Source organism: Streptomyces sp. LE64 (assembly GCF_052606915.1).
On record NZ_CP199708.1, the window covers coordinates 3,482,501 to 3,507,583 of the forward strand.

Annotated in this window: 23 protein-coding genes and 2 rRNA genes (1 of these 25 running past the window's edge); 9 read left to right on the forward strand and 16 right to left on the reverse strand. The window is 70.9% G+C overall.

Annotation, left to right across the window (positions count from 1 at the left end):
- Both ACSMX9_RS15765 and rrf read left to right on the forward strand, forming a co-directional pair.
- Window positions 1-3,046 (forward strand): 23S ribosomal RNA (locus ACSMX9_RS15765); it begins 79 nt to the left of the window's first position.
- Between the two features lie 96 nt (window positions 3,047-3,142).
- Window positions 3,143-3,259 (forward strand): 5S ribosomal RNA (gene rrf / locus ACSMX9_RS15770).
- A 572-nt stretch (window positions 3,260-3,831) separates the two neighbouring features.
- Here rrf and ACSMX9_RS15775 read toward each other — a convergent pair.
- From ACSMX9_RS15775 to ACSMX9_RS15800, 6 genes are all read right to left on the reverse strand, one after another.
- Window positions 3,832-5,334, reverse strand: coding sequence for a type VI secretion protein (locus tag ACSMX9_RS15775; RefSeq protein WP_445394760.1), 1,503 nt, complete (start codon window positions 5,332-5,334; stop codon window positions 3,832-3,834).
- A gap of 114 nt (window positions 5,335-5,448) precedes the next feature.
- On the reverse strand, window positions 5,449-6,858 hold the full coding sequence (locus tag ACSMX9_RS15780; RefSeq protein WP_445394761.1) for an ATP-binding protein: 1,410 nt from the start codon (window positions 6,856-6,858) through the stop codon (window positions 5,449-5,451).
- A gap of 231 nt (window positions 6,859-7,089) precedes the next feature.
- Window positions 7,090-8,646, reverse strand: a complete 1,557-nt coding sequence (locus tag ACSMX9_RS15785) for an SCO6880 family protein (RefSeq protein ID WP_445394762.1) — start codon at window positions 8,644-8,646, stop codon at window positions 7,090-7,092.
- On the reverse strand, window positions 8,643-9,998 hold the full coding sequence (locus ACSMX9_RS15790; RefSeq protein ID WP_445394763.1) for a hypothetical protein: 1,356 nt from the start codon (window positions 9,996-9,998) through the stop codon (window positions 8,643-8,645). Before ACSMX9_RS15790 ends, ACSMX9_RS15785 begins: the two co-directional genes overlap by 4 nt.
- Window positions 9,988-10,806: a hypothetical protein gene (locus tag ACSMX9_RS15795; RefSeq protein ID WP_445394764.1), complete on the reverse strand. Its 819-nt coding sequence runs from the start codon at window positions 10,804-10,806 to the stop codon at window positions 9,988-9,990. The genes ACSMX9_RS15790 and ACSMX9_RS15795 overlap by 11 nt, the downstream gene beginning before the upstream one ends.
- A 253-nt stretch (window positions 10,807-11,059) precedes the next feature.
- Window positions 11,060-11,368 (reverse strand): hypothetical protein, encoded by a 309-nt coding sequence (locus ACSMX9_RS15800; protein ID WP_351246404.1) that lies wholly within the window; start codon window positions 11,366-11,368, stop codon window positions 11,060-11,062.
- A 451-nt stretch (window positions 11,369-11,819) separates the two neighbouring features.
- Between ACSMX9_RS15800 and ACSMX9_RS15805 the strand changes: the two genes are divergently transcribed.
- Entirely contained in the window at window positions 11,820-12,845 is a 1,026-nt protein-coding gene (locus tag ACSMX9_RS15805) for a C40 family peptidase (protein ID WP_445394765.1), read from the forward strand.
- Window positions 12,846-13,245: 400 nt separating this feature from the next.
- Complete coding sequence (locus tag ACSMX9_RS15810) at window positions 13,246-13,944, forward strand: phosphatase PAP2 family protein (protein ID WP_351246387.1); 699 nt, start codon at window positions 13,246-13,248, stop codon at window positions 13,942-13,944.
- A gap of 85 nt (window positions 13,945-14,029) precedes the next feature.
- Here ACSMX9_RS15810 and ACSMX9_RS15815 read toward each other — a convergent pair whose 3' ends face one another.
- Window positions 14,030-14,215, reverse strand: a complete 186-nt coding sequence (locus ACSMX9_RS15815; RefSeq protein ID WP_351246385.1) for a hypothetical protein — start codon at window positions 14,213-14,215, stop codon at window positions 14,030-14,032.
- Window positions 14,216-14,356: 141 nt separating this feature from the next.
- On the opposite strand from ACSMX9_RS15815, the gene ACSMX9_RS15820 reads away from it, so the two are divergent.
- Window positions 14,357-15,211 carry a hypothetical protein gene (locus ACSMX9_RS15820; protein ID WP_445394766.1) on the forward strand — a complete coding sequence of 285 codons (855 nt, stop codon included), beginning with the start codon at window positions 14,357-14,359 and terminating at the stop codon, window positions 15,209-15,211.
- Between the two features lie 199 nt (window positions 15,212-15,410).
- On the forward strand, window positions 15,411-15,626 hold the full coding sequence (locus ACSMX9_RS15825) for a hypothetical protein (RefSeq protein WP_445394767.1): 216 nt from the start codon (window positions 15,411-15,413) through the stop codon (window positions 15,624-15,626).
- 72 nt (window positions 15,627-15,698) lie between these two features.
- Here ACSMX9_RS15825 and ACSMX9_RS15830 read toward each other — a convergent pair whose 3' ends face one another.
- Window positions 15,699-16,103, reverse strand: coding sequence for a metal-sensitive transcriptional regulator (locus ACSMX9_RS15830; protein ID WP_351246379.1), 405 nt, complete (start codon window positions 16,101-16,103; stop codon window positions 15,699-15,701).
- A 220-nt stretch (window positions 16,104-16,323) separates the two neighbouring features.
- Between ACSMX9_RS15830 and ACSMX9_RS15835 the strand changes: the two genes are divergently transcribed.
- Together ACSMX9_RS15835 and ACSMX9_RS15840 are read left to right on the forward strand one after the other, a co-directional pair.
- Window positions 16,324-16,944 (forward strand): DUF47 domain-containing protein, encoded by a 621-nt coding sequence (locus tag ACSMX9_RS15835; RefSeq protein ID WP_351246377.1) that lies wholly within the window; start codon window positions 16,324-16,326, stop codon window positions 16,942-16,944.
- A gap of 5 nt (window positions 16,945-16,949) precedes the next feature.
- Complete coding sequence (locus ACSMX9_RS15840) at window positions 16,950-17,948, forward strand: inorganic phosphate transporter (protein WP_351246375.1); 999 nt, start codon at window positions 16,950-16,952, stop codon at window positions 17,946-17,948.
- A gap of 26 nt (window positions 17,949-17,974) precedes the next feature.
- Here the strand turns inward: ACSMX9_RS15840 and ACSMX9_RS15845 are convergent, their stop codons facing one another.
- Both ACSMX9_RS15845 and ACSMX9_RS15850 read right to left on the reverse strand, forming a co-directional pair.
- A complete protein-coding gene (locus ACSMX9_RS15845; protein ID WP_445394768.1) occupies window positions 17,975-18,958 on the reverse strand; it encodes an asparaginase in 984 nt (327 codons plus the stop codon).
- Between the two features lie 61 nt (window positions 18,959-19,019).
- Window positions 19,020-19,652 carry an RsiG family protein gene (locus ACSMX9_RS15850; RefSeq protein ID WP_351246372.1) on the reverse strand — a complete coding sequence of 211 codons (633 nt, stop codon included), beginning with the start codon at window positions 19,650-19,652 and terminating at the stop codon, window positions 19,020-19,022.
- A gap of 221 nt (window positions 19,653-19,873) precedes the next feature.
- Here ACSMX9_RS15850 and dtd point away from each other — a divergent pair, with 221 nt between their 5' ends.
- Window positions 19,874-20,299 carry a D-aminoacyl-tRNA deacylase gene (gene dtd, locus ACSMX9_RS15855; RefSeq protein ID WP_351246370.1) on the forward strand — a complete coding sequence of 142 codons (426 nt, stop codon included), beginning with the start codon at window positions 19,874-19,876 and terminating at the stop codon, window positions 20,297-20,299.
- Window positions 20,300-20,312: 13 nt separating this feature from the next.
- On the opposite strand, the gene ygfZ is transcribed toward dtd, so the two are convergent.
- The 6 genes from ygfZ to ACSMX9_RS15885 form a co-directional block, all read right to left on the reverse strand.
- Window positions 20,313-21,284: a CAF17-like 4Fe-4S cluster assembly/insertion protein YgfZ gene (gene ygfZ, locus ACSMX9_RS15860; protein ID WP_445394769.1), complete on the reverse strand. Its 972-nt coding sequence runs from the start codon at window positions 21,282-21,284 to the stop codon at window positions 20,313-20,315.
- A gap of 34 nt (window positions 21,285-21,318) precedes the next feature.
- Entirely contained in the window at window positions 21,319-21,792 is a 474-nt protein-coding gene (locus tag ACSMX9_RS15865) for a Fur family transcriptional regulator (protein ID WP_445394770.1), read from the reverse strand.
- Window positions 21,793-21,940: 148 nt separating this feature from the next.
- Window positions 21,941-22,513, reverse strand: a complete 573-nt coding sequence (locus ACSMX9_RS15870; RefSeq protein WP_445394771.1) for an FABP family protein — start codon at window positions 22,511-22,513, stop codon at window positions 21,941-21,943.
- 209 nt (window positions 22,514-22,722) lie between these two features.
- Entirely contained in the window at window positions 22,723-23,550 is an 828-nt protein-coding gene (locus tag ACSMX9_RS15875) for a hypothetical protein (protein ID WP_445394772.1), read from the reverse strand.
- Window positions 23,547-24,305: a hypothetical protein gene (locus tag ACSMX9_RS15880; RefSeq protein WP_445394773.1), complete on the reverse strand. Its 759-nt coding sequence runs from the start codon at window positions 24,303-24,305 to the stop codon at window positions 23,547-23,549. The genes ACSMX9_RS15875 and ACSMX9_RS15880 overlap by 4 nt, the downstream gene beginning before the upstream one ends.
- A complete protein-coding gene (locus ACSMX9_RS15885) occupies window positions 24,302-25,027 on the reverse strand; it encodes a hypothetical protein (protein WP_445394774.1) in 726 nt (241 codons plus the stop codon). The genes ACSMX9_RS15880 and ACSMX9_RS15885 overlap by 4 nt, the downstream gene beginning before the upstream one ends.
- Window positions 25,028-25,083 lie beyond the last annotated feature (56 nt).

The window sequence follows — 25,083 nt, forward strand, 5'->3', positions numbered from 1 at the left end:
GGGGAGTCGTCAACCAGGCTTTGATCCGGGGGTTTCCGAATGGGGAAACCCGGCAGTCGTCATGGGCTGTCACCCTTGCCTGAACACATAGGGCATGTGGAGGGAACGCGGGGAAGTGAAACATCTCAGTACCCGCAGGAAGAGAAAACAACCGTGATTCCGGGAGTAGTGGCGAGCGAAACTGGATGAGGCTAAACCTTAGGCGTGTGAGACCCGGCAGGGGTTGCGTCTGGGGGGTTGTGGGAGTGTGCTTGATCAGTCTGCCGGCTGGTCGGTGAGTCAGAAATCGTTGATGTAGGCGAAGGGCATGCGAAAGGCCCGGCGTAGAGGGTAAGACCCCCGTAGTCGAAACGTCAGCGACTTGCTTGTGCATTTCCCAAGTAGCACGGGGCCCGAGAAATCCCGTGTGAATCTGGCGGGACCACCCGCTAAGCCTAAATATTCCCTGGTGACCGATAGCGGATAGTACCGTGAGGGAATGGTGAAAAGTACCCCGGGAGGGGAGTGAAATAGTACCTGAAACCGTGTGCCTACAAGCCGTGGGAGCGTCGCACAAGGAAGCTTGCTTTTTTGTGTCGTGACTGCGTGCCTTTTGAAGAATGAGCCTGCGAGTTTGCGGTGTGTTGCGAGGTTAACCCGTGTGGGGAAGCCGTAGCGAAAGCGAGTCCGAATAGGGCGTTTGAGTAGCATGCCCAAGACCCGAAGCGGAGTGATCTAGCCATGGGCAGGTTGAAGCGGCTGTAAGAGGTCGTGGAGGACCGAACCCACCAGGGTTGAAAACCTGGGGGATGACCTGTGGTTAGGGGTGAAAGGCCAATCAAACTCCGTGATAGCTGGTTCTCCCCGAAATGCATTTAGGTGCAGCGTCGTGTGTTTCTTGCCGGAGGTAGAGCACTGGATAGGCGATGGGCCCTACCGGGTTACTGACCTTAGCCAAACTCCGAATGCCGGTAAGTGAGAGCGCGGCAGTGAGACTGTGGGGGATAAGCTCCATGGTCGAGAGGGAAACAGCCCAGAGCATCGACTAAGGCCCCTAAGCGTACGCTAAGTGGGAAAGGATGTGGAGTCGCAGAGACAACCAGGAGGTTGGCTTAGAAGCAGCCACCCTTGAAAGAGTGCGTAATAGCTCACTGGTCTAGTGATTCCGCGCCGACAATGTAGCGGGGCTCAAGCGTACCGCCGAAGTCGTGTCATTGCAGTATGTACTCCTAACGGGGACTGTGATGGGTAGGGGAGCGTCGTGTGCCGGGTGAAGCTGCACTGGAAGGTAGTGGTGGACGGTTCACGAGTGAGAATGCAGGCATGAGTAGCGATACACACGTGGGAAACGTGTGCGCCGATTGACTAAGGGTTCCTGGGTCAAGCTGATCTGCCCAGGGTAAGTCGGGACCTAAGGCGAGGCCGACAGGCGTAGTCGATGGATAACCGGTTGATATTCCGGTACCCGCTGTAGAGCGTCAAACATTGAATCAGGCGATGCTAAGCCCGTGAAGCCGTTCCGGACCCTTCGGGGAATGGAAAGTGGTGGAGCCGGTGACCCGGACTTGTAGTAGGTGAGTGATGGGGTGACGCAGGAAGGTAGTCCATCCCGGGCGGTGGTTGTCCCGGGGTAAGGGTGTAGGACGTCAGGTAGGTAAATCCGCCTGGCAATAGTCTGAGACCTGATGCCGAGCCGATTGTGGTGAAGTGGATGATCCTATGCTGTCGAGAAAAGCCTCTAGCGAGTTTTATGGCGGCCCGTACCCTAAACCGACTCAGGTGGTCAGGTAGAGAATACCGAGGCGTTCGGGTGAACTATGGTTAAGGAACTCGGCAAAATGCCCCCGTAACTTCGGGAGAAGGGGGGCCATTCCTGGTGATGGGCTTTGCGCCTTGAGCTGGGGGTGGCCGCAGAGACCAGCGAGAAGCGACTGTTTACTAAAAACACAGGTCCGTGCGAAGCCGTAAGGCGATGTATACGGACTGACGCCTGCCCGGTGCTGGAACGTTAAGGGGACCGGTTAGCTGCATTTCGGTGTGGCGAAGCTGAGAACTTAAGCGCCAGTAAACGGCGGTGGTAACTATAACCATCCTAAGGTAGCGAAATTCCTTGTCGGGTAAGTTCCGACCTGCACGAATGGCGTAACGACTTCTCGACTGTCTCAACCATAGGCCCGGTGAAATTGCACTACGAGTAAAGATGCTCGTTTCGCGCAGCAGGACGGAAAGACCCCGGGACCTTTACTACAGTTTGATATTGGTGTTCGGTTCGGCTTGTGTAGGATAGGTGGGAGACTGTGAAGCGGCCACGCCAGTGGTTGTGGAGTCGTTGTTGAAATACCACTCTGGTCGTGCTGGATGTCTAACCTGGGTCCGTGATCCGGATCAGGGACAGTGTCTGATGGGTAGTTTAACTGGGGCGGTTGCCTCCTAAAGAGTAACGGAGGCGCCCAAAGGTTCCCTCAGCCTGGTTGGTAATCAGGTGTTGAGTGTAAGTGCACAAGGGAGCTTGACTGTGAGACCGACGGGTCGAGCAGGGACGAAAGTCGGGACTAGTGATCCGGCGGTGGCTTGTGGAAGCGCCGTCGCTCAACGGATAAAAGGTACCCCGGGGATAACAGGCTGATCTTCCCCAAGAGTCCATATCGACGGGATGGTTTGGCACCTCGATGTCGGCTCGTCGCATCCTGGGGCTGGAGTCGGTCCCAAGGGTTGGGCTGTTCGCCCATTAAAGCGGTACGCGAGCTGGGTTTAGAACGTCGTGAGACAGTTCGGTCCCTATCCGCTGCGCGCGTCGGAGTCTTGAGAAGGGCTGTCCCTAGTACGAGAGGACCGGGACGGACGAACCTCTGGTGTGCCAGTTGTTCTGCCAAGGGCATGGCTGGTTGGCTACGTTCGGGAGGGATAACCGCTGAAAGCATCTAAGCGGGAAGCCTGCTTCGAGATGAGGGCTCCCACCCACTTGATGGGGTAAGGCTCCCAGTAGACGACTGGGTTGATAGGCCAGATATGGAAGCCGGGTGACCGGTGGAGTTGACTGGTACTAATAGGCCGAGGGCTTGTCCTCAGTTGCTCGCGTCCACTGTGTTGGTTCTGAAACCACGAACTTCCAACACGTATCCCGCTGTTGGTGGGTGTGTGTCTGGTGTGTGTTTCGTAGTGTTTCGGTGGTTATAGCGTGAGGGAAACGCCCGGTTACATTCCGAACCCGGAAGCTAAGCCTTTCAGCGCCGATGGTACTGCAGGGGGGACCCTGTGGGAGAGTAGGACGCCGCCGAACTAAATGTGATATGAGTCGTGTGTCCCGGGAGGGTTTCCTCCTGGGACACACGACTTTTTGCGTTTCTGCACCCCTTTCCTGAGGAAGTTCCTCAGGAAAGGGGTGCACGAGTTTCGTGTCGTAGAGGAACGCCCCGGACAGGGCGTTGGCGAAGGCCGCGGGCGTGGTGGCGAGCAGCGCGGCGAACGGGTGTCCGCGGCGCCAGAACAGGGGCACCGTCAGACAGGCGGTCACGGCCAGCAGCAGCCAGCCGGGCTGTCGGGGGTCCAACGCCGTGGTGCGCCAACCGCCGCTGCTGTAGTCGACGTGGGCCGCCACGAACCAGCCGGCGGTCACCAGACCGTCCCACAGGTACGGGCGCCGGACGTCGTGGGCGTGGACGAACTGCTGGGCGCGGCCCAGGAGCCGGGCGTGCGGCGGGGCGTCGGCGGCGTCGGGCGGAGGTGTCGGGCGCACCGGACCATCGTCGTACGGGGCCCGCCCGGGCACGTCGGCCCCGGGGACGGGAACGGCGGGCCCGTCGTCGTACCGCGGTACCACGGGCGGGCGGGGTGCGGCGGGGCCCGTGCGGTTCAGATCGGGATCTCCTCGTGGGGCCAGCGGGCGCGGGCCTGTTCGCGGGAGCGCAGCAGGGCCAGGGGCAACAACCCCCGTTCGGCGCCGGCGCCGAGCAGCGCCGGTAGCTGGGGGAGGGGCGCGACGGCGGCCACGTCGTCGAGGACCAGGACGAGTGGTGGGTCGAGCCGACCGGAGGATGACCGTTCGGCCATGCGCCGGCCGCGCTCGACCACGCTGGAGGCCAGAGCCGTGAGGAGGGGCATGGCTCCGGGACGGGGCTTGGGATCTTCGATCGCCTCGCCCACCAGGTAGAGCGTGCCCCCTTCGGCGAGGAAGGAATCCAGTGCGAGGCCATCGGTTCGATGGGGGGTGCACGCCTCCCGCACGTGCACGGTGGAGAGGGCGGCCAGGGCGCGGGCCGTCAACCCTTGGGCCGCGTCCCGGCGTTCCGGGTGGGCGGTCAGGGCGGCTTCGAGTTCGCCGGCGCTGCCGGAGGCGGCCTTGGGATGGGTGCGCAGGGCGCGCACCGCCTCCTGGACCTGGCTGCCCTGGGCCCAGCGGTGGACGTGGCGGAGCGGGCGGCCGTCGACGGCCGCGGCGTGCAGGAAGCAGCGCAGCAGGGTCTCGGCTGTGTCGGCGACCGCGGTGTCCAGCTTGGCGGCCGGGCGGACCGGGGCCAACAGCGCCGTGCTGCGCAGGGCCGCGGTCTCGCGGTCCTCGCAGCCGCCCAGCGGTGACCAGTGCAGTCGGGAGGGGGTGTCGCACAGGTGCAGCGGATCGTAGAGGAGGACGGGTCCCAGCTTGGCGCGGGCGTCCTTGGTCTCCGCCCACAGCGGCGGGTGCGAGGTGACGACGAGGACCGGGCCCTCGGCGTCCCGGACGGCCTGGAGGGCGACCGGGTGCCGGGTGGCCGGCGGGCCCAGCACGACGTGACCGCGCGGAGCCGGCACGGGGCGGGGCGCGGGCTCCGCGGCGGGCGGCGGCTGCGCCGCGGGGGCGGCGTGCGCCGGCGCGCTCGGGGCCTCCTCCCCGGATGGCGGGGCGGTGTCCCGGGACGCGTTCTCGTACCGGTGCGGGAGAGGCTCCGGCCGGTGGTGGTCGCGCGGGGCGTGGCGGGCGTGCTTGCGGGCGCGGGCGCGTTCGGCTCGGGTGAGCCCGGTGCGCAGGCGGGCGACCGCGCCCATGACGAGGACCCCGACGAGGACCAGCACGGCGAGTTGGAGGGCGAACAGGGTCCAGAACAGGCCGTGGCCGGAGAGCTGGTCGGCGGGGGTGGCCGGCCAGGCGCCCGACAGGTCACCGGGACGGGTGATCAGGTGGCGCAGGGCGGTGGGGGTGTGGTCGAAGGTGACCCCGACGGGCCAGGAGCCCCGGGCCAGACGGCCGGCGAGCCCGGTGGCGGACCAGACTAGGAAGGTCGCGCCGAGCAGCGCGGCGAGGCCGCCCACCAGCAGCGAGTCGGGCACGCCGCGTCCGCCCCGCGGGGCGGGCCGGCCCCCGGGGATGTGCCCCGGCATCAGGGCGTCGTCCGGTGGTGCATCGCTCTTCCGTTCGTCCTTCCGTCCGTCACCGCGTTCTCCGTGCGCGGCGGGTCCGGGTCGGTGCGCCGCCCGGGGACGGCGCGTGCCGGGTCATGCGACCGTCGATTGGGAGGCGTCCCCCCACTGCTGCTCCACGAAGGAGGCGGCGCGCTCCTCCGCTTCGAGTTCCGCCGCGTGCAGCGCCTCGTCGAGGGCGGTGGAGGACTCCGTCATGGCGCGGTCGGTGAAGACCAGGGGGCGTTCGGCCTCGGTGACCAGGTGCTTGACGACCTGGACGTTGCCGTTGACGTCCCAGACGGCGATGCCGGGGGTCAGGGTGGGGATGATCTCCACGGCCCAGCGCGGCAGGCCCAGGACGCGCCCGGTGGCGCGGGCCTCGTCGGCCTTCTGGGCGTAGATGGTGCGGGTGGAGGCCATCTTGAGGATGGCGGCGGCCTCCTTCGCGGCGGCCCCGTCGACCACGTCGGACAGGTGGTGGACGACGGCGACGAACGAGAGGCCGAGCCGCCGGCCGAACTTCAGCAGGCGTTGGAAGAGCTGTGCCACGAAGGGGCTGTTGATGATGTGCCAGGCTTCCTCGACCAGGAAGATGCGCTTCTTGCGGTCGGGGCGGATCCAGGTGTGCTCCAGCCAGACGCCGACGATGGCCATGAGGATGGGCATGGCGATCGAGTTGCGGTCGATGTGGGACAGGTCGAAGACGATCAACGGGGCGTCGAGGTCGATGCCGACCGTGGTGGGGCCGTCGAACATGCCCCGCAGGTCGCCGTCGACCAGCCGGTCCAGGACGAGGGCCACGTCCAGGCCCCAGGCGCGGACGTCGTCTATGGCGACGTTCATCGTCTCGGCCGACTCCGGTTCGGGGTGGCGGAGCTGCTCCACGATGTCGGTGAGGACGGGTTGCCGGTCCACGATGGTCTCGTTGACGTAGGCGTGGGCGACCTTGAGGGCGAAGCCCGACCGTTCGTCGAGGCCGCGGCCCATCGCCACCTCGATGATGGTGCGCAGCAGGGCCAGCTGCCCGGTGGTGGTGATCGACGGGTCCAGCGGGTTGAGACGGATGCCCATGTCCAGGGCGGCCGTCGGGTCGAGCCGGATGGGCGTTATCCCCAACTGCTGGGCGACCAGGTTCCACTCGCCGACCCCGTCCTCGCCCTGTGCGTCGAGGACGACGACCTGGCGGTCCCGGAACCGGAGCTGGCGCAGCACGTACGTCTTCTCCAGCGCGGACTTGCCGTTGCCGGACTCGCCGAGGACCAGCCAGTGGGGGGCCGGCAGCTGCTGGCCGTAGAGCTGGAAGGGGTCGTAGATGTACCCCTTGCCGGAGTAGACCTCGCGGCCGATGATCACGCCGGAGTCGCCGAGACCGGGGGCGGCGGTCGGCAGGTAGACGGCCTGGGCCTGGCCCGTGGAGGTGCGCACGGGTGGTCGGGTCGTCTCCACCTTCCCGAAGAGGAAGGCCGTGAACGCGTCCGTCAGGATGGACAGCGGGTCCCGCATCAGCTCATCAGCTCCCGTCCACGCACATCACCCTGTCCCCGCTCTCCGATCGTCCTCGGTGCGTCCGGTTCCCGTTCGTCGGGCCGCCGCGGGTGTGCGACGGTCCGTTCGCCGACCTGGTTCATGTTCGTTGGGCCTGGTTCTCTCCTGGACCCGGTCCACGTGCACGGCCTGGTCGTTCCGTGGTGTGCCCCGCCGCGCCGGCGGTGGCACCCTCCCGGGGCGTCGCGGCTACTTCCGGATGCCGGTGGCGAACGGGAGGGTGTTGACGAAGGCGCGGTGGTGTTCGCGGTCGCACCACTCCAGCTTGAGGTACGACTTGCCCGCGGAGGCGCGGATGGTGCGCTTGTCGCGGGCGAGCGCCTCGGGGGAGCGGGCCGACACGGTGATGTAGCCGACGAGGTTCACCCCGGCGGCGCCCGAGGCCAGGTCCTCGCCCCGCTGGTCGAGCCGGGAGTGCGCGGCCATGTCGCGGGGGTCGACGGTGCGGTTCATCTTGGCGGCGCGGCTCGCCTCGGCCTCGTCGTTGGTCTTCTCGGTGAGCATCCGTTCGATGGCGATCTCGGTGGGTTCGAGGTCCATGGTGACGGCGACGGTGCGGATGACGTCCGGGGTGTGGACGAGGAGGGGAGCGAGGAAGTTCACGCCGACCGGGGTCATCGGCCACTCCTTCACCCAGGCGGTGGCGTGGCACCAGGGGTCGCGGGTGCTGGACTCGCGGGTCTTGGCCTGGAGGTAGGTGGGCTCGACGGCGTCGAGTTCGGCCGGCCAGGCGTTGCGCTTGGACATGGCCTGGATGTGGTCGATGGGGTGGTCCGGGTCGTACATGGAGTGCACCAGGGACGCCAGGCGGCTCTGGCCGAGCGGCTGGCGCAGCCGGATGTCGGCCTCCTGGAGCCGGGAGCAGATGTCGGCGAGTTCGCGGGCCATGACGATGGCGAGGCCGGCGTCCCGGCTCAGCCGCCGGCCGCCCGGTCCCCGGGCCGCCCGGGCCATGGCGGCGGCCTCGGCGCCGAGTTCGCGGCTGTGGTGCATGCAGGCCACCAGGTAGGCGCGGTGCTGCTCGCTGCTGGTGGACACCATGGACTGGAGCTGGTCGTAGGAGTCCTGGAGCCAGCCGGGCGCGTGGTGGTCGCCGCGCTGGGCGACGTCCTTGGCGTGGGCGTCGGGGTCGGCGGGCAGGGTGCGGGCCAGCATCTGGATGCGGGTGACGAAGCCGTCGCCGTTGGCCACGTGCTTGAGGAGGGTGCCGAAGCGGTCGACCAGCGCCTCCTGGTCCTCGGAGTCGCGCAGGCCGACGCCGGGGCCCTCGATCTCGATGGCGGCGGTGATGGTCTTGCGGTCGGCGTGCAGCAGCACGGCGATCTCGTCGGGGCCGAAGGGGGCGGAGAGCCAGGTGATCCGGCCGATGCCGGGCGGCGGCCCGATCTCCACCTCGCGCCCGTCGAGGCCGACGCCCGCCTCGACGGCGCCCGAGCGGTAGGTGGTGCCGCGCTTGAGCTGCCGCTTGTAGCTGCGGTTGATCTCGAACCACTTGTAGAAGGTGCGCCGCTTGTAGGGGACGTACACGGCGGCGAGCGCGAGCAGCGGGAAGCCGACGAGCAGCACGATCCGCAGCGAGAGGACGGGGACCAGGAGTCCGCACATCATGCCGAGGAACGCCCCGGCGATGATGAGTCCGATCTCGCCGCTCTCGCGGTTGCGGCCGACGACGGCGTTGGGCCGGGCGCGGCCGATGAGGTAGGTCCGGCGGGGCGTGCTCGGATGGGACAGCGATTCGGTCGTCAACGCCCATCACCTCCCGTGCGGTTGGTGCTGGTGTGCGGGCTGTTCATGGGGCTGGAGCGGGGTGCGGGGGCGGCCGGCGGGGCCTGGCCGCCGCTGCCGCGGGTGCTGTGGGCGGCGACGCCGCCGCTGACCGGGTTGGCGGGGCGGGCCCCGGCCTGGCCCTGGCCGCCGCCGGTGTTGTCGGCGCGACTGCTGTGGGTCTTGATGCCCTGCGAGACCAGGGCGGCGGGAGAGCTGATGACGGCGGCGGCCCGGTTCTCGGCGCCCCGTTGCAGCCGGTTGTTGCGGGAGTTGGCGAGTTCGTCGCCGAAGCCGGGGACGAAGCGGTAGATCATGGCGCTGGCGAAGATGGCCAACAGGATGATCGCCAGCCCGGAGACGACGGCGGAGAACGCGTCGGGCCCGTCGTCGGAGGCGGAGAGCGCACCGGCGAGCCCCAGGACGATCACGATGATCGGTTTGATCAGGATGACCGCGATCATGATGCCGGCCCAGCGGCGCACGTGGCCCCAGAGGTTCTTGTCGACGAGCCCGGCGTAGACCACGGTGCCCAGGAGGGCGCCCACGTAGAGCAGGGCGGCGCGGATCACGAGCTCCAGCCAGAGCACGCCGGCGGCCAGGATCGACACCAGGGAGACGACGATCAGCATGATCGGTCCGCCGCCGATGTCGTTGCCCTTGGTGAGTGCCTCGGAGAACGAGCCGAAGAAGACGTCCGTCTGCCCGCCGGTGCTCTTGGCGAGGACCTCGGTGACCCCGTCGGTGGCGGAGACCACGGTGTGCAGGATCAGCGGGGTGAACGCGGAGGCGATGACCGTCAGCCACAGGAAGCCGACCGCCTCGGACAGCGCGGTGCCGAGCGGCACGCCGCGAACCGCCCGCTTGGCGACGGCCAGCAGCCACAGCAGCAGGGTGAGCACGGTGGAGGCGGCGAAGACGACGGCGTACTGCTTGAGGAAGGCCGGGTTGGTGTAGTCGACCTCGGCGGTCTCCTTGACCGCCTTGGACAACTGGTCGATCGTCCAGGCCGCCGCGTCGGCGCACCCCTCGGCCAGGGCCTTCAGGGGGTCGAGGGTGCTGGAGAGGGGGTTGTCGCCGCCGTTGCTGCCGCTGCCGTTGCGTTCGCCGCTCTCGCAGCGTTCCCGGACGGGTCCGCTGAGCAGGCCGCAGCCGTTGTCGCGCTCCGAGGGGGACGGTGAGGGCGAGGGCGTGGGTTCCGCCGCCGCCCGGGGGGCGAGGAACAACAGGGCCGCCTGCACGGTGGCCAGCGTCCCGGCCGTGCGGAGGAACCGGTGGCCGGCCCGGGGGGACCGGTGGGTGTTCGACGGCACAGCTGATCGGTTACCGCGCATAGGTGAACCCTCCGTACCCCTCGACTGCCTCGGCCATGTCCTCCGCGGTGGACGCCCGGTTGTCACCGGGAACCGGTGTCGGGCCCTCCCGCTGGGAGTGGGCGGCGATCTTCCAGTCGCCGTCCGTCCACTCCAGGTCCAGGGTGATGGTGAACCAGCTGTTGACCACGGGTCTCGTGGAGTTCTCCCCGGCGAGTCCGAGGAGCCCGCTGCACCACACCTCCACCGTGGCCCGGTCGTTCCCGGTGTCGGTCGCCTTGGTGCCGATCGGGGTGGTGCGGGACACGAAGGTGTATCCCTCGGGCGCGGTCCCGTCGTCGTTGAGGCCGACGGCCTGGTGGAACGTGGGGGAGTACGCCTTGGTCAGCTCGGCCTCGAAACGGGCCACTGTGGACGGGACGAAGATGGTGCGCAGCACCTGGGAGCGCCGCTCCTTGTCGAACATCTCCGCCGACCCCAGCGCCACCGCGAAGTTCGCGGCGGCGGACTGTGCGCCCTGGGCGTCGCGGGCGTGCCCGGTGGCGATGCCGTGGTTCTTGCCGTCCACGGGGCGGGTGCCGGTGGCGGCGGTCGGTGCGGTGTCCGGACGGTCGGCCTCCGGCCGGCCGGAGGGGGCCTCGTCACCGCCCCGGTTGGCGAAGGCGATCGCGGCGAGCAGCAGGACGACGATCCCGACCACGGCGACGGTGGAGCGGGCGGAGGACCGGCCCGGGCGGCGGGGCCCCTCGCCGCGGTCGGGCAACCGGGTGCGGGTCTGGCCGCTGCCGCCCGCGCCGGGGGCGCCGTACGTCTCGTCGTCCGGGCTCATGGTGCGGCAGCCCCCTCCGGGTGGTGGTCGGCGCCGGCGCCACCGCGTCCGGGCGCGGCGGCCGGGGCCGCGGCGGGGCGTGCCGGGGGCCGCGCGGACGGGGTGTGGTGACGTGGCATCAGGGGACGCGACCTCGGGGTGGGTGCGGCGGACGGACGGTCGGGGCGGCCGGAGCGCGCCCGGTGGACGTCCGGTCGGGGCGCACGGGCTGCCGGGCGCGCGGCCACGAGGGGGTGGCCGCGCGGGCAGCCGGCTAGACGGCCATGCCGTACACGATGGTGAAGAGGGTGCCGAGCGAACCGATGATGAACACCCCGGTCAGGCCGGCGACGATGAGTCCCTTGCCCTGCTCGGCGCTGAAGGTGTCGCGCAGTGCCGTGGCGCCGATGCGCTGCTTGGCGGCGCCCCAGATCGCGATGCCCAGGCACAGCAGGATGGCCGCGGCCATCACCACCTGGATCATCACCCTGGCTTCGTTGCCCAAGCTCCCGAAGGGGCCCCAGTCGGGGGCGATCCCGCCGATGATCGTGGTGATATCGCCCTTTTCGGCTGCCATAAGCATGTAACTCACCGCCCCTGTATGGGTAGTTCCCGGCCCCTGCGAGCGCGCAGGGGTCACGCTCATTCTCGCTGACGAATCCGGCTCAGCATGTCGACTTGGCGTCTTTCGCTGGCTGGTTTCGCACAAATTATTGTTCACCGTCGCACGCGGGGACGTGAAGCGGTACACAACGGACCGTCACGTCACTCTGTGTATCACGCGGTGTCACCTCGGGCAACGAGGGCCTTGCGCAACCTCACATGCCCGTGGTCGTTAGGCCCTGTTCTCCTTCGTACCGCGCCCCGCACCTCCCGCACCCGCCGCTCACCGGGTCACCGGGGTGCGTCGGGCGGGCCTCCGGATGCGTGCAAGGGCGCATCGGGGCGTCGCGCACTCCCCCGTTGCGCTCCTGCCGGGGACCCGCGCCCCGCCTACACTGAGCCGCGGCGGACTGGCCGGCACTGAGGAGGGGTTGACGGTGCGTAGGGCACGCGGGGCCTGGGTCCTCGCCGGCGCGGTCGTCAGCGGCGGCATGGGATTCGTGATGCTGCTGGTCATCGGCACCTACCTGGTGGCCGGGAACCTCGCCGGCGGCCGGGCCGGCGGAGCGGTGGGGCTGGCCAAGGGCGCGGTGCCGGCCGCCTACCAGCCGTTGGTGGAGAAGTGGGGCGACCTCTGCCCGGCCATCAACCCGGCGCTGCTCGCCGCCCAGCTGTACCAGGAGTCCGGGTTCAACCCGCGGGCGCAGAGCCCCGCGGCGGCCCAGGGCATCGCCCAGTTCATCCCCGGCACCTGGGCGTCCCACGGGCTCGACGGGGACGGCGACGGGGACCGGGACGTGTGGGACCCGGCCGATGCGATCCCCTCGGCGGCCTCCTACGACTGCAGTCTCGCGAAGTACGTCGAGGACGTGCCGGGCGACCCCACGAAGAACATGCTCGCCGCCTACAACGCCGGCCCCTACGCCGTCATCAAGTACGGCGGGGTGCCCCCGTACCGCGAGACCCAGAACTACGTGAAGATCATCACCAGTCTGGAGGAGAGCTTCGCCCGCCCGGTCGGCCGGGTGGACCCCTCCCGGCAGGCGGCCGGCGCGATCCACTACGCACAGGAGAAGCTCGGCACCGAGTACCTGTGGGGCGGCACGGGCACGGCCGCGCAGGGCGGCCGGTTCGACTGCTCGGGGCTGACCCAGGCCGCGTACCGCAGCGTCGACATCGAGCTGCCCCGGGTCGCCAACGACCAGTACAACGCCGGACCGCACCCCTCCCGGGACGAACTGCTCCCCGGTGACCTGGTGTTCTTCTCCGACGACCTCACCAACTCGCGGGCCATCCGGCACGTGGGGATCTACGTGGGAGGCGGGTTCATGATCGACGCGCCGAGGACCGGTGCCGTGATCCGGTTCAGCCCCATCGACACCAAGGACTACTTCGGGGCGACCCGGGTGACCCAGGACGGCGCGGAGGCCCTGCCCACCCACGCGCCCTCGACGTGAGCCGGCCCGGTCCCGCCGCCGGCGGGCGCTCCGCGCGCCCGGCCCGCGGCCCCGTGCCGGGGCGGTGCCGACGACGTGTGATGATGAAGATCCGCACGCGTCGCGTGGCCGGAACCCCTGTCCGCTGCCCGCTCCTGAGCTGCGATGACGAATCTCTCTTGGGTAACGTCTCAGTGATCTTTCGGTTGAGGGCGGAACGCGCCCCGGGGGGTCGTGCGTTCCTCGGGTACGGCCCCCGTCGGGCCGCCGAGGGCGTCGGAGCGGGCGACCGTTCCCCGCCCCGGGGCCGGGGGTCCACCCGCCGGGCAACCGGCGGACGCCCCTCGCGGAGCGGGGGGTCGGGAGGCGCACAGCCGGGTGCGCCCGTAGGAGCGAGGCACGACGAAGGGGCCGCGGCACGATGGCTGGACTCGACGAATCCGGGTCGAACCCCGATGTCAGTCTGCTCTACGAGATCAACGGCCTGGCCAAGGACGCCCCCACCTGGTTCGACCACACCATGGAGTACGTGGGCGAGTACGGGCTGATGCTCGGGCTGGTCTTCCTCGGGGTGTGGACCTGGTGGAAGCTGCGGGCCCGCGCCGGCTCGCTGGAGGAGGCGGCGCAGTCGGCCGCCGCCGTCATCTGGGTGCCGCTGGCCGCCGCGCTCGCGGTGATCGTCAACATCCCGATCCGCGGCTTCGTGGAGCGCCCCAGACCCTTCCTCGACCACGAGGGCCTGGAGGTGCTGATCCAGGGCAAGACCGACTACTCCTTCGTCAGCGACCACTCCACCCTCGCCATGGCCATGGCGGTCGGCATCTTCCTCGCCCACCGCAAGTACGGCTGGATCGCCATCGCCATGGCCTTCCTCGCCGGGGTGTCCCGCATCTACATGGGCGTCCACTACCCCACCGACGTGATCGGCGGCTTCGCCCTCGGCACCGCCGTCGCCCTGCTGCTGGCCCCGCTGGCCGCCCTGTTGCTCACGCCCCTCACCCGGGCGATCGGCCGCTCCCGGCACGGCTCCTGGCTGATCCGGACCCGCTCCACCCCCGACGTCGCCCGGGACCCCTACGGCCGCGGCTCCCGCACCGAGGAACGCGACCTGGCCGCCTGAGGGCGTCCCGTCCCGGCACCGCACGCGCTGTGGGCCACCCCGGAGGAAGGGGGTGGCCCACAGCGCGTTCCGGGGTCCGGGGCGTTCAGGGCGCGGCGGGGTCCGCGGCGTGTTCCTCGGCGTCCGAGCGGGCCCGGCTGCGGGCCCGGCGGGCGGCGCCCCGCCAGCCGCAGCTACAGCGGGCGCTCAGGAAGCGACCGTGCTCCACGGTGGTGGTGCGGTGCTCCGTGACGACGGCGGGGGGATCGGCGAACTCCAGCTCTCGGGCCACGGGTCCACGGTAGCGGGCGGCGGCACCGGGGGAAGGGGGATGCGTGACGGGTGCCGGAGCGGTTCGTTAGGGGGGACAACACGACGCGGGGCCCTGACTCGCATCGACTCGACAACTACTCCACATCCCTGGGGGTCGGCGATGGTGGTGCGGCAGCAGTACGCGGGCGGCGGCGCGCTGGCCCTGGCCGTCGTCCTGGCCGGGCTGCTGGCCGGGTGCGCGGGGGGCGGTGCCCTCGGGACACCGGTCGACGCGGTTCCCGTGCCCCTCGTGCCGGACGCCCCCGCGGACGCGGTGCACCGGGCCGCCGCACGGCTGGTGCGGGCGGGGACCGCCCGGACCCGCACCGCGATGGACATGGCGACCGGCGGCACCCGGGTCACCATCCGGGGCGAGGGGGTCTACGACTTCGCCCGGCGGCTCGGCGAACTGCGGGTGGTGCTGCCGCAGGACCCCACCGGCGCCTCCCGGCAGCAGCCCATCGTCGAACTCCTCGCCCCCGGGGCGCTGTACATGAAGAACCGGGGCGCCGGGGTGCCCGCCGACAAGTGGGTGCGCGTGGACACCGGGTCCGTCGCGGACGGGAACCTGGTCACCGGCGGTGCCACCGATCCGCTCGCCGCCGCGGAGCTGCTGCGCGGCGCGCGCGGGGTGCGGTACGTGGGCGGGGCCCGGCTCGACGGGGTCCCGGTGCGGCACTACCGGGGGACCACGGACCTGGTGCGGGCGGCGGCGGTGGCCTCCGGGGAGACCCGGCGGGTGCTCGCCGCCGCCGCCCGGGGCTTCTCCACCAGCGAGGTCCCCTTCGACGCCTACCTGGACGAGCAGGGGCTGGTGCGCAAGTTGCGGCACCGGTTCAGCTTCGTCAACGAACGCCACGCCCGGGCGGTGGCCGTGGCCTCGACGGTGGTGCTGTCCGGCTTCGGCGCACCGGTGGACGTGCGCCTGCCGGACGCCGCGGACATCTATGCGGGCAAGATCGCGGAGGGCGCGTGACGACGGCGGCGGACGGAGCCGCCGGGCGGGCGGCCGCGCCTGTGCGCGAGGGGCGCGCACGGCGCGCGAGCCGTGACGGGGCGCGAAGGGACGCACAGGGGCGTAGTCGTCCGGGTGGGGCGGAAATGGTCCGTCCGTGCCATGCGCGGTGCGTAGCGACTGCCTACGCTAGGAAGCCGGTGGCGGCCAGGAAGAGGTGGTGTGGGTGGCTCCGTCCGGTGGCACGGCAGTGCAGGACCATGTCGCCCTCGCGGAGATCGAGCTGTGCGGCGAGTTGATCATCGCGGCCAGCGCCACGGGCGAGGAGCGCTTGAGCGCCGCCCGGATCGACGAGGTGCTGCGGGTGCGGGTCCCCGCCCCGGAGGCGGACCCGACGGCCCCGGCGCGGGCCGGGGTCGGCTGGGCGTACTGGTGAACGTGCGGCGGTCGCGCGGGTGACCGCGGGCCGGGCTCCTGGGCACGGACCCGGGGCCACCCGCGCCGGCGGTCAGGTGCGGAGCATCCGCGCGATCGCCTTCGTCGCCTCCTCGACCTTGTCGTCGATCTCGGCGCCGCCCTTGAGGGCCGCGTCGGCGACACAGTGCCGCAGGTGCTCTTCGAGCAGTTGCAGGGCGAAGGACTGGAGGGCCTTCGTGGACGCGGAGACCTGCGTGAGTATGTCGATGCAGTAGGTGTCCTCGTCCACCATCCGCTGGAGCCCGCGGATCTGGCCCTCGATCCGGCGCAGCCGCTTGAGGTGCTCGCTCTTCTGCTTGTGGTAGCCGTGGATGCCCAGGTCGTGGTCGGTGATCACTTCGGTGGTGCCCTCGGTCGCCGCCGCACCGGGCCCGGAGCAGCAGCCGCCCGCCGCCTTCGGCGCCCCCGTCGTCGCGTCGGTCTCGGTGCTCGTCATGGCGTCGTCCTCCGTATGGTCGCCGTGCGGGACGGCCTACCCTCGTTCTATACCCCTGGTGGGTATATGGTATCGAACTTTTCCCAGTACGGGAGGGTTGTCCGGACCCGGTGCCAGGCCGCACTGTGGATGAGCGACACTGGTGGAACGCCGGTTAGCCGTGACGGGATGATGCGCCTAGCATCAGCCTGACCGAAACCCCGCATCCCGAGGACCCCACGTGCGTTTTCGTCTGACCCCCAGGGAGACGAGCTTCTACGACATGTTCGCCGCATCCGCGGACAACATCGTCACGGGCTCGAAGCTCCTGATGGAACTGCTCGGGGCCGACGCGTCGGACCGTGCGGAGATCGCGGAACGGATGCGGGCGGCCGAGCACGCGGGGGACGATGCCACGCACGCCATCTTCCACCAGCTGAACTCTTCGTTCATCACGCCGTTCGACCGCGAGGACATCTACTCCCTCGCGTCCTCCCTCGACGACATCATGGACTTCATGGAGGAGGCTGTCGACCTGGTCGTCCTGTACCAGGTCGAGAAGCTCCCCAAGGGCGTCGAGCAGCAGATCGAGGTGTTGGCGCGGGCCGCCGAGCTGACCGCCGAGGCCATGCCGCACCTGCGCACCATGGAACGGCTCACCGAGTACTGGATCGAGGTCAACCGCCTGGAGAACCAGGCCGACCAGATCCACCGCAAGCTCCTCGCGCACCTGTTCAACGGCAAGTACGACGCGATGGAGGTGCTCAAGCTGAAGCAGATCGTCGACGTGCTGGAAGAGGCCGCCGACGCCTTCGAGCACGTGGCCAACACGGTGGAGACCATCGCCGTCAAGGAGTCCTGACCTCCGTGGACACCTTCGCGCTGGTCGTGACCGTCGGCGTCGCGCTCTTCTTCACCTACACCAACGGCTTCCACGACTCGGCCAACGCCGTCGCGACCTCCGTGTCCACCCGGGCGCTCACCCCCAAGGCCGCCATCGCCATGGCCGCGGTGATGAACCTGCTCGGCGCCTTCCTCGGCAGCGGGGTGGCCAAGACGGTCAGCGAGGGGCTCATCGCGACGCCGGAGGGCAGCAAGGGGATGGCCATCCTCTTCGCCGCGCTGGTCGGCGCCATCCTGTGGAACCTGGTCACCTGGTACCTGGGGCTGCCCTCGTCCTCCTCGCACGCCCTCTTCGGCGGCATGGTCGGCGCGGCGCTCGCGGGCGGCACGGACGTCATCTGGTCCGGGGTCCTCGACAAGATCATTATTCCGATGTTCGTGTCCCCGCTGGTCGGTCTGGTCGTCGGATACCTGGTGATGTGCGCGATCCTGTGGATGTTCCGCCGGGCCAACCCGCACAAGGCCAAGCGGCACTTCCGCATCGCACAGACCGTCTCCGCCGCCGGCATGGCCCTCGGACACGGCCTCCAGGACGCCCAGAAGACCATGGGCATCGTGGTGATGGCCCTGGTCATCGCCGATGTCCAGGACTCCGGCGACGACATTCCGATCTGGGTCAAGCTGGCCTGCGCGGTCATGCTCTCGCTCGGCACCTACGCCGGCGGCTGGCGGATCATGCGCACCCTCGGGCGGAAGATCATCGAACTCGACCCCCCGCAGGGCTTCGCGGCGGAGACCACCGGGGCGTCCATCATGTTCGGCACCGCCTTCCTGTTCCACGCGCCGATCTCCACCACCCATGTGATCACCTCGGCGATCATGGGCGTGGGTGCCACCAAGCGGATCAACGCGGTGCGCTGGGGGGTCGCCAAGAACATCGTGATCGGCTGGTTCATCACCATGCCCGCGGCGGCGCTGAGCGCGGCGCTGAGCCTGTGGATCGTGCAGCTCGCCTTCAGCTGACCCGCCCGGCCCCGGGTGCAGCGGCCCTAGAACGCCGCCCGCACCGCCCCCACCTCGGCCTCGCCGCCCAGCAGCGGCGCCCGGCCGATCCGTTCCAGCACCTCCCCGTGCAGACCCAGCAGGTGCAGGGCCCGCGCCAGGACCGGTCCCGAGGCCCGGACGCCGCCGTCCTCGATCTTGAACGCCAGGGCGCGGCCGTCGGGCAGCGCCACCGCCTGCACCGCCTCCGCCCCCATCTTCGCCAGCACCCCCGGCACCTCCCGCATCAGCCAGGTGTCCGGCCGCCGGGTGCCCGCCACGTACTCCGGGTGGGCGCGCATCGCCTCGGCCACCCGGCGCTCCGGCGAGCCCTCGGGCGCCCGGACGAACGCGCGGAAGGCCCGCGCCAGCCCGGTGAGGGAGAGCGCGAACAGCGGTGCCCCGCAGCCGTCGACGCCGGTCGCGGCGACCCGTTCCCCGGCGGCCGCCTCGACCGCCTCCCGGGCCAGCACCTGGAGCGGATGGGCCGGGTCGAGGTAGCCGTCCAGCGGCCAGCCGTTGCGCAGACAGGCGGCCAGCATCGCCGCGTGCTTGCCCGAGCAGTTCATGGTGATCCGCTCCCGCACGCCCCCCGCGGCCAGGTACGCCTCCGCCTCGGCGGTGTCCAGGGGCAGGTCGGCCGGGCACTGCAAGCGGTCCTCGGTGAGTCCGTGGGAGGCCAGCAGGGCGCGCACCAGCTCCAGGTGGAACGGTTCGCCGGAGTGACTGGCGGCGGCCAGCGCGAGTTGCCGCCCGGCGAGCGGGACCCCCGCCCGCAGCACCGCCGCGGCCTGCATCGGCTTGTTCGCGGAACGGGGGAACACCGGGGCGTCGACGTCTCCCCACGCCCGTTCCACCGTGCCGTCCGCGCCCAGGACGACGAGGTGCCCGCGGTGCCGGCTCTCCACGAACCCCGAACGGACGACCTCGGCGAGCACCGGCGGCTCGGGCGCGGACGGGTGCGGGGTGCGGGGCGTGCGGGGCTCGGGCATGGCGGGTGGCCTCCGGGGGGCGCTCGACGCTTCGGTCGCCCGGGATCACCGGGCGACCGCCTCAGCCGAGCAGGTCGTCTACGTGTGCTTCGCCCTCACGGTACCTGCGGGTGATCTCCGCTCCGCAGCCGTCCGCGATCCGTTGCAGCGACTGCCGTCGCCCCGACACCTGCTGTTCGTACCGCACCAGCCGCCCGCGGGCGTCCCGGAGCTCCTGGTCGGTGCGGGCGGCCAGGTCGGACAGCTCCACCTCGCCCAGCATGTCGGCGGCGAGCCGCCGGTACTCCTCCCCGTGCGGGGGGCCCAGGGTCACGTGCCGGGCCGAGGAGCGCTGCCGGGCCGGCTGGTCGGCGAGGATCTCGGACAGCCGGTCCACCACCGGTGCCTCGGGGCCGGCCCGCCGCGCCAACTCCGCGCACAGGATGTCGATGCGGCCGTGGAGCAGCCGCCGCACGTAGCTCAGATCGGCCTCGTCGCGTTGGGCGTCCCGGCGCAGCCCGCGCAGTTCGGGCAGGGTCAGCGCGGCCAGGTCCGGTACCGGCAGCCGCTCGAACAGCGGGGCCGCGGCGGTGCGCTGCACCGGTGGTCGGGTGCCCGCCCGGGCCCCGCCCTTCACGGCGGAACGGGTCCGCGGGCTCGTCCGGGTCAGTGACACGGGCACGGGCTGCTGCCGCCCGGTACTCGGTGTGCTCATCGCTCGTTACCGTCCCCTCGACCGGTGCGGCCTACCGCTGGGAGCATCGTGCCACCCCGAGTGGGCGCTATGTGACCGAGTGCCCCCGATCGGCCCCGGATGGGGGGTTCGGGAGCATGCGGGTGCCTCCGGACGGGCGTGGGAACACGCGGCGGCGTGGCGGGGGCACGGACGGGGGCACGGGCGTCCCCGGGCGGTGGGCGGGGAGGGATGATGGCGGGATGCGAGCAGTGGTGCAGCGGGTGGACGGGGCGGCCGTCGTGGTCGGGGACGAGACGGTCGGGGAGATCGCCGGGGAGGGGCTGTGCGTCCTGGTGGGGGTGACCCACCAGGACACCCCGGAGCACGCGGCCCGCCTGGCCCGCAAGCTGTGGACGCTGCGCGTCCTGGCCGGGGAACGCTCCTGCTCGGACACCGGCGCCCCGCTGTTGGTGATCAGCCAGTTCACGCTCTACGGGGACGCCCGCAAGGGCCGCCGGCCCACCTGGAACGCGGCGGCGCCCGGCGAGGTGGCCGAACCGCTGGTGGACGAGGTGGTGGAGCAGTTGCGCCGGTTGGGCGCCGAGGTGGCCACCGGCCGCTTCGGGGCGTCGATGCGGGTGTCCCTGACGAACGACGGGCCGTTCACCGTGCTGCTGGAGGTCTGACGCCCCGGCGGGCTCAGGGCTCGACGACGGTCTCCTGCGCGGCGGAGGTCCCGTCCGCGAGGAGGTCCGCGTCCACCGGCACGTTCCGCTTGACCAGCGCCAACGCGACCGGGCCCAGCTCGTGGTGGCGGACCGAGGTGGTCAGGAAGCCGACGGCGCGGCCCTCCGGCCCGTCCGCGGCGAGCCGCAGCTCGGTGCCCCGGGGCGGCAGGTGCACCTCGCTGCCGTCGAGGTGGAGGAAGACCAGCCGGCGCGGCGGCTTGCCGAGGTTCTGCACCCGGGCGACCGTCTCCTGCCCCCGGTAGCAGCCCTTCTGGAGGTGCACGGCGGTGCCGATCCACCCCAGCTCGTGCGGGATGGTCCGGTGGTCGGTCTCGAAGCCGACCCGCGGCCGGTGCCCCTCGACGCGCAGCGCCTCGTGGGCGAGGAGCCCCGCGGGGGGGCCGTAGGGTCCGTCGGGGGCGAGCCCGGCCAGCTCGGCGCGGGGCAGGAACAGGTCCCGCCCGTGCGGTGCCTCGCGGACGGTCACGCCCTCGGGGACGGTGGCGATGGAGCCGGCGGGCAGGTGCACCACGGCGAACTCGTCGGTGCGGTCGGCCACCTCGACCCGGTAGAAGAACTTCATCGACTCCAGGTAGGCGAGCAGCGCCCCCTGGGTGCCGGGCTCGACGTGCGCCCACACCGTGGTGCCGTCGTCGACGAGGTACAGCGCGTGCTCGATGTGCCCGTTGGCGGAGAGCACCAGCGCCTCGGTCGCCCGGTGCGGTGGCAGGTCGCTGACGTGCTGGGTGACCAGCAGGTGCAGCCAGCTCAGCCGGTCCTCACCGGTGACGGTGAGCACGCCGCGGTGCGAGAGGTCCACGAATCCGGTGCCCTCGGCCAGGGCGCGCTGTTCGAGGTACAGCTCGCCGTAGTGGCCCGCGACGCCTTCGTCCACCCCCTCGGCGGGGACGGCACCGGGCAGCGACAGCAGAGGGCTCTTCATATCCACTCAGGGTACGACCCGGCGCGGGCGCCGTTCATTCCCCGGCCCCGGTCCCGGCCGGCTCGTCGGCGCCCGCACCGGTGTCCCGGGGGGCGCGGCGACAGGCGCCGCAGCGGCCGAAGATCGCGAAGTGCTTCAGGTCGGTGTCGAAGTCGAAGGCGTCCCGCAGCTCGGCGGTGAACCCGTCCGCGACGGAGACGTCCGCCTCGATCACGCCCGAACAGTCCCGGCACACCAGGTGCAGGTGGTGGTGCCGGTCGGCGAGGTGGTACGAGGGCGCCCCGTGGCCCAGGTGGGCGTGGCTGACCAGCCCCAGCTCCTCCAGGAGCTCCAGGGTCCGGTACACGGTGGAGATGTTCACCCCGGACGCCGTACGACGCACCTCGCAGAGGATGTCGTCGGGCGTCCCGTGCTCCAGCGCGTCCACGGCCTCCAGTACCAGCTGCCGCTGCGGCGTCAGCCGGTAGCCGCGCCGGCGCAGGTCGGCCTTCCAGTCGGTGCTCACCACCCGACCAGTGTAGGCAGGAGGGGGCCGGGCCGGGGCGGGGCGACGGATTCCTGCCGTTCCGTGACCGGCCGGGCCGCCGAACGCCGGAAGCCCCCGGCGCGCGTGGGTGCGTCGCGCCGGGGGCCTCGGGGTCGGGCGGGGGTGCGGCCTAGCGGAAGAAGGCGATGCCGTCGTCGGGGAGGTCGCCGAGGTCCTTCGCCCAGTTGGCGACGTCTTCGGGGGTGACGACCTTCTTCAGGTGCGCCGACATGTAGGGGCGCAGCGGGACCTCGGGCGTCTGCTTCTCGCCGACCCACATCAGGTCGCTCTTGACGTAGCCGTACAGCCGCTTGCCGCCGGTGTAGGGGCCGGAGGCTCCGGTGCGCGCCACGGCGTCGGTGACCAGGTCGATCTGCGGCTTCTTGTCGGCCAGCTCGCCGTACCAGACCTCGACGACGCCGTCGTCGCGGACCATGGTCACCTCGACCTTCCGGTCCGCGTCGATGCGCCAGAAGCCGGACTCGGTCTCCAACGGCTTCACCTTGTTGCCGTCGTGGTCGAGGATCCAGGTGCGCGAGTGGTACTCCAGGAAGTCCCGTCCGTCGTGACCGAAGGTGACCTCCTGTCCGAAGTTGGCCTTCTCGGCCCCGGGGAAGTCGGTGACGCCCGCGCCCGCCCAGTTCCCGAGGAGGAAGGCGAGCGGGACGAGGTCCTTGTGCAGGTCGGACGGGATCTCGATCATGAGCGGGAATTCCTAGGTGATCAGCGCTGGCCCTGGTACAGCTTCTTCACGGTGAGCCCCGCGAAGGCGAGGACGCCGACGCAGACGAGGGCGAGAAGAACTTCGAAAAAGATGACCACGGGGTGCTCCTCGATGGGCGGTCGGGCGGTACCGGCGGTACCGGGCCGGGCCCCAGTTTAGTGGGCGGGGGCCCGGCCCTCGCGGTGAGGTCAGCCGAGTAGCTGACTCTGGAGCGTGACGGTCTGGAGGAACGGGACGTCAGGGACCCCGCCCGCGCGGGACTGGACCACCAGTCCGACGAGGTCACCGGCCTCCAGGAAGGCGAGGCGGGTGTGTTCGCGGCCGTGGGGCGCGACCTCCGTGAAGAGGTGTGCGGGGACGTTCTTCACCTGGGCCGCTTTGGGGTAGTCCTGGTCCCACTGCATGGTGGTGACGCCCCGGAGTGGGTGATGGGGACCGGTGTTGCGCCAGCCGTGTTCGAGCCGCCAGGACTCGGCCGCGCCCGCGCTGCGGAACCGCAGCAGGTAAACGTGGGTGCGGGTGCCGTCCGGTGTGGTCCAGCCCCGGGCGGCGATCCGGCGTACCGCGTAGTCGGCGAGGTGTCGTGGTACGGCGTCGCGGGCTTCGGAGCGGGCGAAGAGACGGGCGAAGTCACCGGGGGACACCCAGCCGTCGCGGCTGCGCAGGGTCGGGTCGGGCGCCGAGCCCCGGGGCGCCGGCAGCAGCAGCTTCCGCAGGGCCGCGTGGTGGACGGCGGCCGGGTTGGTTTCCGCGAACGGCCCGGGAGCGCCCTCGGGCAGGGCGGGTCGCCGGATCGTCGGGTACTCCCACCGGCCGTCGGCCGCGGTCGCCAGCCCGGGCAGGTCGGTGCGGTCGGCCCCGAGGAGGGCGAAGCCGCTCCCGGTGGCCGCGGCGGCGAACACCAGGGCCGCCGCCGCCCAGCGGATCAGTGCCGCCCGGCGCTCCCGGGCGGGCGGCCGGTCGTCCTCGGCGGGGACCGCGGTGGTGTCGTCCGCGATCTCGTGGTCGATCGTCATGCGGGCTCCCCCCGTCGGGCGAGGCGGTCGAATTGTTCCCCGAGGAGGGCGAGGTGGAGCTGTTCCACGGGGGCTGCGTACACATCGGCGGTCATCAGCACGTCGCCGACCGGGGCCAGGCACTCCAACTGCTCCACCCGGTTTCGGTCCGGCCCCCGGTCCGGGAGTTCAGGGAGCGACGGGACCCGGTAGCAGCGGATGCCGGGGCGCCCTTCGGGGGTCGGTCCGGGGCGGAGGTCCTTCCGGGCGTCGAGCTGCTCGCCGACGGCCCGGGCCGTGGCGCGGGCGTGCTGTTCGCTCCGCATGCGCATCAGCACCGTCGTGACGACGGTGCCCTGCCCGCCGTGTTCGCGGGCGTAGCTCCGCACAGCCATGGCACGGGGGCCGCCGTGGGCGAAGGCCCGTCCCAGGTCCTCCCGGGAGAGGCCCGAGCCCCCCGCCGTCTCGACGAATCGTTTCTTCAGATCGCTGTCACTGAATTCGCCGTCGTAGTCCCAACCGAGGGCGTCGGGACCGGGTCCGTAGCTGTGGTCGTAATCGTCGTACGGCACGAGGAGTTCGGCGAGTTCGCCGGGGCGCTCGCCGGGTTCCTGGCGGCTCTCCGCGAACGACCAGACGGGCGTGGGCGGGGTGCGCTCGGCAGCGGCCACCACCGTGCCGGTGACTCCGACCACGGCCACGGTCGTGCAGGTCAGGGCGAGGGCGACGAGCCGTCGGGGGCGTCGGCGTCCCGCTGCCGGGTCGGTGCCGTTCACAGTCGTGCCACCTGTCGTCGCGCCAGTTCCGTGATCTCCCGGACGGGGAGCGGGGTGCTGCTCGTCACCACGATGTGCAGGGCCACGTCACCGCGCCATGCGTGGGCCTCGCTGGCGTACACCGGTGGGCCTCCGCCCGGTTCGGGCTCGGTGGCCGCGTGCACGGTGCCGTTGGCCGACCCGGGCAGCGGCGTTCCGACGGTCCCCGTCGCCTGCTCCGTCTCGAAGCGGGCGAAGCCCGTGATCCGGGGCAGCTCGTACCCCGGGCCCTTGTGGTACTGGTCGAGTCGGATGTGGACGGTGCGGTCGTCGAGGTGCCAACTGGTCGCGGCCGACCTGCGGAAGTCGAACCGGACCAGTTCGTCGAGCCGTTCGGCGGGCACGCCGTAGCGGGCCACGTGCTCTTCGAGGGGCAGCCAGCCCCGCTCGGACAAGGTGGGCACGGCCCCCCGCGGCACGGGCAGCAGCAGCTTGCGCAGGTCGCCGTCGGCGCGGTCGGGCGGGTCGGTCGGGGCGTCGGCGCCGGTGGCCGCGGCCGGGACGACCGGCTGGGAGAGCGGGGCGAGCGGGGTGGGGGCGCGGTCGGCCTGGACCAGGTAGCCGACGCAGGTGCCGGCGAGGAGGCCGAGCGCCGCCGCGGTGGCGAGGAGCGGCAGGGCGGTCCTGCCGCGGCGGCGGTCGGGCGGGCCGGAGGGCTCCTCGTCGGGTCTCGGGGGTTCCACGGGGGTGTCTCCTGAAGATCGGTTCGGTGCCAGGGAGACGGCCGGGACCCGTACAT

What these genes read in the sequence shown, in the direction of transcription:
- dtd (WP_351246370.1), top strand. Translation starts at nt 19,874, where the DNA reads ATGCGAGCAGTGGTGCAGCGGGTGGACGGGGCGGCCGTCGTGGTCGGG.
- ACSMX9_RS15875 (WP_445394772.1), bottom strand. Translation starts at nt 23,550, where the DNA reads ATGACGATCGACCACGAGATCGCGGACGACACCACCGCGGTCCCCGCC.
- ACSMX9_RS15830 (WP_351246379.1), bottom strand. Translation starts at nt 16,103, where the DNA reads ATGACGAGCACCGAGACCGACGCGACGACGGGGGCGCCGAAGGCGGCG.
- ACSMX9_RS15810 (WP_351246387.1), top strand. Translation starts at nt 13,246, where the DNA reads ATGGCTGGACTCGACGAATCCGGGTCGAACCCCGATGTCAGTCTGCTC.
- ACSMX9_RS15800 (WP_351246404.1), bottom strand. Translation starts at nt 11,368, where the DNA reads ATGCTTATGGCAGCCGAAAAGGGCGATATCACCACGATCATCGGCGGG.
- ygfZ (WP_445394769.1), bottom strand. Translation starts at nt 21,284, where the DNA reads ATGAAGAGCCCTCTGCTGTCGCTGCCCGGTGCCGTCCCCGCCGAGGGG.
- ACSMX9_RS15870 (WP_445394771.1), bottom strand. Translation starts at nt 22,513, where the DNA reads ATGATCGAGATCCCGTCCGACCTGCACAAGGACCTCGTCCCGCTCGCC.
- ACSMX9_RS15775 (WP_445394760.1), bottom strand. Translation starts at nt 5,334, where the DNA reads ATGCCGGGGCACATCCCCGGGGGCCGGCCCGCCCCGCGGGGCGGACGC.
- ACSMX9_RS15790 (WP_445394763.1), bottom strand. Translation starts at nt 9,998, where the DNA reads ATGCGCGGTAACCGATCAGCTGTGCCGTCGAACACCCACCGGTCCCCC.
- ACSMX9_RS15820 (WP_445394766.1), top strand. Translation starts at nt 14,357, where the DNA reads ATGGTGGTGCGGCAGCAGTACGCGGGCGGCGGCGCGCTGGCCCTGGCC.
- ACSMX9_RS15795 (WP_445394764.1), bottom strand. Translation starts at nt 10,806, where the DNA reads ATGAGCCCGGACGACGAGACGTACGGCGCCCCCGGCGCGGGCGGCAGC.
- ACSMX9_RS15845 (WP_445394768.1), bottom strand. Translation starts at nt 18,958, where the DNA reads ATGCCCGAGCCCCGCACGCCCCGCACCCCGCACCCGTCCGCGCCCGAG.
- ACSMX9_RS15780 (WP_445394761.1), bottom strand. Translation starts at nt 6,858, where the DNA reads ATGCGGGACCCGCTGTCCATCCTGACGGACGCGTTCACGGCCTTCCTC.
- ACSMX9_RS15850 (WP_351246372.1), bottom strand. Translation starts at nt 19,652, where the DNA reads ATGAGCACACCGAGTACCGGGCGGCAGCAGCCCGTGCCCGTGTCACTG.